Origin of the sequence: Mesorhizobium sp. M1A.F.Ca.IN.022.07.1.1, from assembly GCF_003997575.1 — a bacterium.
In the GTDB taxonomy this organism is placed as follows: Bacteria; Pseudomonadota; Alphaproteobacteria; order Rhizobiales; family Rhizobiaceae; genus Mesorhizobium.
In genome coordinates this window covers 1-5,196 of sequence record NZ_RZST01000380.1, presented here as the reverse complement: position 1 = coordinate 5,196, position 5,196 = coordinate 1, and the positions used below count along the sequence as shown (strand labels likewise).

Annotated in this window: 7 protein-coding genes; 1 reads left to right on the top strand and 6 read right to left on the bottom strand. The window is 64.4% G+C overall.

Going from position 1 to position 5,196, the window contains the following annotated elements; all coding sequences use genetic code 11:
• Positions 1 to 70: 70 nt before the first annotated feature.
• From EOA75_RS28335 to EOA75_RS28320, 4 genes are all read right to left on the bottom strand, one after another.
• Positions 71 to 490, bottom strand: a complete 420-nt coding sequence (locus tag EOA75_RS28335) for a VOC family protein (RefSeq protein WP_127325721.1) — start codon at positions 488 to 490, stop codon at positions 71 to 73.
• A gap of 86 nt (positions 491 to 576) precedes the next feature.
• The gene (locus tag EOA75_RS28330; RefSeq protein ID WP_127325720.1) at positions 577 to 1,410 is read right to left on the bottom strand and encodes a helix-turn-helix transcriptional regulator; all 834 of its coding nucleotides are present in this window, start codon (positions 1,408 to 1,410) and stop codon (positions 577 to 579) included.
• A gap of 91 nt (positions 1,411 to 1,501) precedes the next feature.
• Positions 1,502 to 1,672, bottom strand: a complete 171-nt coding sequence (locus tag EOA75_RS28325; RefSeq protein WP_127325719.1) for a hypothetical protein — start codon at positions 1,670 to 1,672, stop codon at positions 1,502 to 1,504.
• A gap of 52 nt (positions 1,673 to 1,724) precedes the next feature.
• Complete coding sequence (locus EOA75_RS28320) at positions 1,725 to 2,510, bottom strand: TSUP family transporter (protein ID WP_127325718.1); 786 nt, start codon at positions 2,508 to 2,510, stop codon at positions 1,725 to 1,727.
• A gap of 112 nt (positions 2,511 to 2,622) precedes the next feature.
• On the opposite strand from EOA75_RS28320, the gene EOA75_RS28315 reads away from it, so the two are divergent.
• Entirely contained in the window at positions 2,623 to 3,048 is a 426-nt protein-coding gene (locus tag EOA75_RS28315) for a TerB family tellurite resistance protein (RefSeq protein ID WP_066999766.1), read from the top strand.
• A 15-nt stretch (positions 3,049 to 3,063) separates the two neighbouring features.
• Here the strand turns inward: EOA75_RS28315 and EOA75_RS28310 are convergent, their stop codons facing one another.
• Both EOA75_RS28310 and EOA75_RS28305 read right to left on the bottom strand, forming a co-directional pair.
• Positions 3,064 to 4,686 (bottom strand): dipeptide ABC transporter ATP-binding protein, encoded by a 1,623-nt coding sequence (locus tag EOA75_RS28310; RefSeq protein ID WP_127325717.1) that lies wholly within the window; start codon positions 4,684 to 4,686, stop codon positions 3,064 to 3,066.
• Positions 4,683 to 5,196, bottom strand: a 514-nt coding sequence (locus EOA75_RS28305; protein WP_164747611.1) for an ABC transporter permease, incomplete at its 5' end; no start/stop codon positions are given. The genes EOA75_RS28305 and EOA75_RS28310, both read right to left, overlap by 4 nt.

Below are 5,196 nucleotides of genomic sequence, written 5' to 3'. Positions count from 1 at the left end.
CTCCCGCTCCGCCCGTGGATGACGAGGTTCAGGCGTTTTCGCCAGCCGCAAATGCCGGCGCGGATAGCAACTACGCCTTCTCGCCCGCCTTCGGCCAGTAGGTGCCGAAGGACCAGACATTGCCTTCGGGGTCGAGGCAGATGAACTCGCGACTGCCATAGTCGCGGTCGACCAGTTCCTGGGTGATCCTGGCGCCGGCCTTTTTCGCCTTGGCATAGGCGGCATCGGCATCATCGACGGCGATGTAGATGGACTTGCCGCCGCCACCGCCGGGCTCGCCGACCATCTTGCCGTAGTCGTCGTCGCGCGCGGTGCCCAGCATGATCATCGAGGACCCAAAGGTCAGTTCCGCGTGGTGAACGATGTCGCCATCGCCATAACGGGCGCGCAGTTCGAAGCCGAAGGCCTCGCTGAGCCAGTCGATCATCCTAGCGGCGTTCCTGTATCGCAGGGCTGGATAGAGACGGGGTGCTTCGTTTGCTGCTGGCATGACAATATCCCTGTGCCGGTTGAATGAATGCCAGTCTGTGCGAAGGCGGTTTCCACGTCTTGAAGAAATATTACCTCGCCTGAGGCTTAGATCCGCGCGGCGAGCCCGGACGGCGTTTCGCCGGCAAGCTGACGGAATTCGCGCACCAGATGCGCCTGGTCGGCGTAGCCGCAATCGGCGGCAATGCCGGCCCAGTTGTCGTCCTGCCGCTTCGACAGCGACAGCGCGCGATTGAAGCGCACGATGCGTGACAATGTCTTCGGGCCGATGCCGGTCGCGTCGGCGAATTTCGCCGCCAGATGCTTGCGGCTCCAGCCGATCTCGCTGGCGAGCGCCGAAATGCGGGTGCGGCCGCCCGATGCGATGACCGTCCGGTAGGCCCAGGCGATTTCGGGCGAAAGCGCATGCGCGTCCGCGAGGCGGCCTGCGATGAAACCCTCGGCAATGTCGAAGCGCTTGTCCCAATCCGACGCTTCGCCGAGCTGTTCGCGCAGCGCGATGCCATGAAAGCCCATCGCATCGTCCAACCCGACCATGCGGTCGCGCAACTCACTCATCGGCAGGCCGAAGAATTGCCTGGCGCCGAGCGGCGTGAAATTGACCTGGACACAGCAGGCGGCGCCGAAGGATTCGATCATGACCGGGCCGGCATAGAGACCGGCGGCGAAGCTGGCGTAGCAATCGTTGTCGCCCGGGCTGCGGCCGAGCCCGATGGCGAAGGCTCCGGCGAAGCTGATCACCAGGGGTACGGTCAGCGAGGCATATTCGACCATGCGGAAATGGCCGGGCAATATTTCCCGATAGCCGCAGATATCCGTGACGATGCCTGCGAGCGGGGCGGCGGGTTTGCGCCGCACCATCTCGGAATGGAGGGCGGGAGAGCGAATATCCTCCCGATGGCGCTCCGTCTCGTCGGACATGCCGCGAGCCTAGCAGAACACGCTCGCAAAAATCAAAAGCGCCCGGCAGGGCCGGGCGCTCCGAGTTGCTCCACACTTTTCCTGGATTGCTTTAGGCGCCGCGCATCAGGCAGCCGCCGGCGAGCACGACATAGGCGATGAGCATGATCCACACCGACGCGAGAGGAATGAACGCAAGAACGCCGAGAGCGGCGAGAAGGCCGATGGCGGCGATGACCAACGAAATAATGAACACGATCTGCGTGGGCGCACTAAGATTCATGTCTGGTCCCTCCAACATGATTCGCAACACCCGAATTCTACCAGCAGGACAGTCACACACCAACGAGTTGGCGTAGGGGATTGGCCGGGTCGGCAAGCAGCTTCACCGCCAGCGCTACACACACGATCACCAGCAGCGGCTTGATCAGACTTGCGCCGATTTTGATGGCGAGGCCTGCGCCGAGGCGGGCGCCCAGAAACTGGGCGACACCCATCATCAGACCGATCTTCCAGTCGATGACGCCGACGGCGGCGAAGACGACGAAGCCGCCGATGTTGGAGGCGAAATTGAGCAGCTTGGTGTGCGCGGTCGCCTTGAGCAGACCATAGCCGGCAAGGCTGACGAAGGCGAGCATAAGGAACGAGCCCGTGCCTGGGCCGAACAGACCGTCGTACAAGCCGATGGCAGGCACAATCGTTAGGCCGAAGAGGAGCGGCGACAGACGTTCTGCGCGGTCAACGTCGTTCATGTTGGGTTTGAACGCGAAGTAGAGAGCGATCGCGATCAGGAGAACCGGCAAAAGGGCACGCAGGAAGTCGCCGGGCACGATCGTCGCCAGCAGGGCGCCGATGGCGCCGCCAACAAGGGCCAGCAGCGCGGAAGGCAATTGTCGGCGCAGATCGACCTGGCCGTTCGCGGCATAGTGGATCGTGGCCGAGCCGGACCCGAACATGCCCTGCAGCTTGTTGGTGCCGAGCGCTGCCACCGGAGAGAAGCCCGCCAGAAGCAGCGCCGGGATGGTGATCAGGCCGCCGCCGCCGGCGATCGAATCGACGAAGCCCGCCGCGAAGGCGGCAGCGGTGAGCATGAAGACAGTCTGCAAGGTAAGGTCGATCATCGGGCTGTGGGTCAAGGTGGGGGACGGCTGCTTCCATCATGCTTACACAGTTTGCGCAAGACCGATTCCACGCTAACAATTTCAACGGAATTGCAAGGGGAGGCTTACGGCGATGGCGCTGCTCGACCAGATACGCTCGATCTTCGACGGCGACCCCGGCGTGCGCAAGGTAGCGGACGATCCGGTGCTGTCGGCCGAGCTTCTGATGCTGTTCCGGATGATCCTGGCCGACGGCGCGGTGTCGGAGAGCGAGATGGTCGCCTTCCGGCACATCTGCAAGGAAGCCTTCGGCATTCCCGAAGCCTCGATCGACAGCGTCGTCGAATATCTCAACGACTACGGCTACGAGACCAACGGCTCACAAGCGATCGCGCTGTTCCGCGACCTCGATGTCGAGCGGCGAAAGCTGCTTGCGCGTCACATGGCCGAGATCGCGAAGGCGGATTCCAAGCTTGCCGAGAGCGAGGTGAAGCTGCTGCGTCGCACGCTCGACCTACTCGACATCAGCCCGGTGGATTTGGTCAAACCGGAGGGCTGAGCTCGGGCTCGCCGCTTACCCTTGTTCCTGCATGCGTCGCGCGATCGCACGGTGAAGGTCCGGCGCCGCCGCGACCAGCGCCTGCGCGGCTTCCGAGCGCGGGCTGTCGAGCACATCGGCCGTCCTGCCGCGCTCGACTATCTTGCCCTCATGCATGACCAGCACCTCGTCCGACATGGCGCGGGCAACCGTCAGGTCATGGGTGATGAACAGATAGGCGATGCCGAGCTTCTGGTTAAGCTCGGCGAAGAGGTCGAGGATCTGGGCGCGGATCGACACATCCAGCGCCGAGACCGGCTCGTCGGCGACGACCAGTTTCGGGCGGGTGATGATGGCGCGGGCGATCGACAGGCGCTGGCGCTGGCCGCCCGAGAATTCATGCGGGTATTTGTCCATGTCGCGCGGGCCGAGTCCGACCTCATGCAGCGCATGCGCGACCATCTCGCGCCGCTCGGCTTTCAACGGCTGGGTCTCCAGGAGATGCAACGGCTCGGCGACCAGCTTCTCGACCTTCTGGCGTGGATCGAAGGAGCCGTAAGGGTCCTGGAAGACCACCTGCATGTCGCGCCTGGCCGGCTTCAGCTCGGCCTCTGGTTTGCCGGTGATGGTCTGGCCGCGAAAGCGGATTGAGCCCGCCGTTGACTTGTCCAATGCCAGGATCATGCGGGCGAGCGTGGATTTGCCGCAGCCGGAACGGCCAACGAGGGCTACCGACTGGGCCGGCTCGATGGTTAGCGATACATCGTCGACGGCGCGGATCGGCTCTGCCGCCCGGAACAGGGATTTGCGCCGACCCGGATAGTCGCGGCTCAGGCCTTCGACTTCGAGCAGCGGCTTTGCCGAACCGGCAAGGTGTTTTTTGGGCCGCGCCGGCACATGCATGGAAGCCAGCGCCAGCTCGCGCGTGTAGGGGTGGTGTTGTGCCGACAGCGTGCGCGCGGTGTCGCCGGCTTCCATCACTTCGCCACCGCGCAGGATGGTCAGGCGGTCGGCCATCTCGGTCACTACCGCAAGGTCGTGCGAGATGAGCAGCAGGCCCATGCGGTTTTCGCTGACCAGATCGCGCAGCAGGTCGAGGATCTGCGCCTGCAGCACCACATCGAGCGCCGTGGTCGGCTCGTCGGCAATCAGCAATTTTGGCTTCAGCGCGCAGGCGATGGCGATGACGACGCGCTGGCGCTGCCCGCCGGAGAGCTCATGCGGGTAGCGCGACAGTGGGAACTTGGCTTCCGGCAGGCCGACACGGTCGAGCATTTTTCGCGCGCGATCCTCGGCCTCGGCGCGGCCCGCCCTGGTGTGCCAGCGAATGCCCTCGGCCACCTGCTCGCCGATGGTCTTGACTGGATTGAGCGCCGTCATCGGCTCCTGGAAAACCATGCCGATGTCGTCGCCGCGCAGCGCGCACATCTGGTCCTCGCTCGCTGCAAGGAGGTCGATGCCGTCGAAAGTGACGCGTCCGCTGGTTTGAGCTAGATGCGGCAGCAGGCTCATGATCGTCAGCGCCGTCATCGATTTCCCGGAACCGGATTCGCCGACCAGGCCGACCACCTCGCCAGGCGCAATCGCAAGCTCGACCTGCTTCAGGATCCGCGTTCCGCCGATGACAAGCGACAGGTTCTCGATCTGGAGCAGGCTCATCGCCGCCGCCGCGATTTCGGATCGAGGATGTCGGCGATGCCGTCGCCGAGCAGGTTGAGCCCAAGCACGGTCACGATGATCGCCATGCCGGGAAAGATTGCCATCCACGGCGCCGTCACCATCCGCGTCTGCGCGTCGAACAGCATGCGGCCCCAGCTCGGCATTGGCGGCTGCGCGCCCAGGCCCACATAGGAAAGCCCCGCTTCGGCGAGGATGCCCAGCGCAAACTGGATCGTGCCCTGTACCAGCAGCAGCGTCGCGATGTTGGGCAGGATGTGCTCGACAGAAATCTGCGTCATGCCCTTGCCGGCAGCGCGCGCGGCGAGGATGAATTCGCGCGGCCAGATCGCCAAGGCGCCGGCGCGGGCGACGCGCGCGAAGACCGGGATGTTGAAGATGCCAATGGCGATGATGGCGTTGACGGCGCCCGGCCCGAAGATGGCGGTGATCATGATCGCCGACAGTAGTGCCGGGAAGGCGAAGACGAGATCGTGGATGCGCATCAGCGCC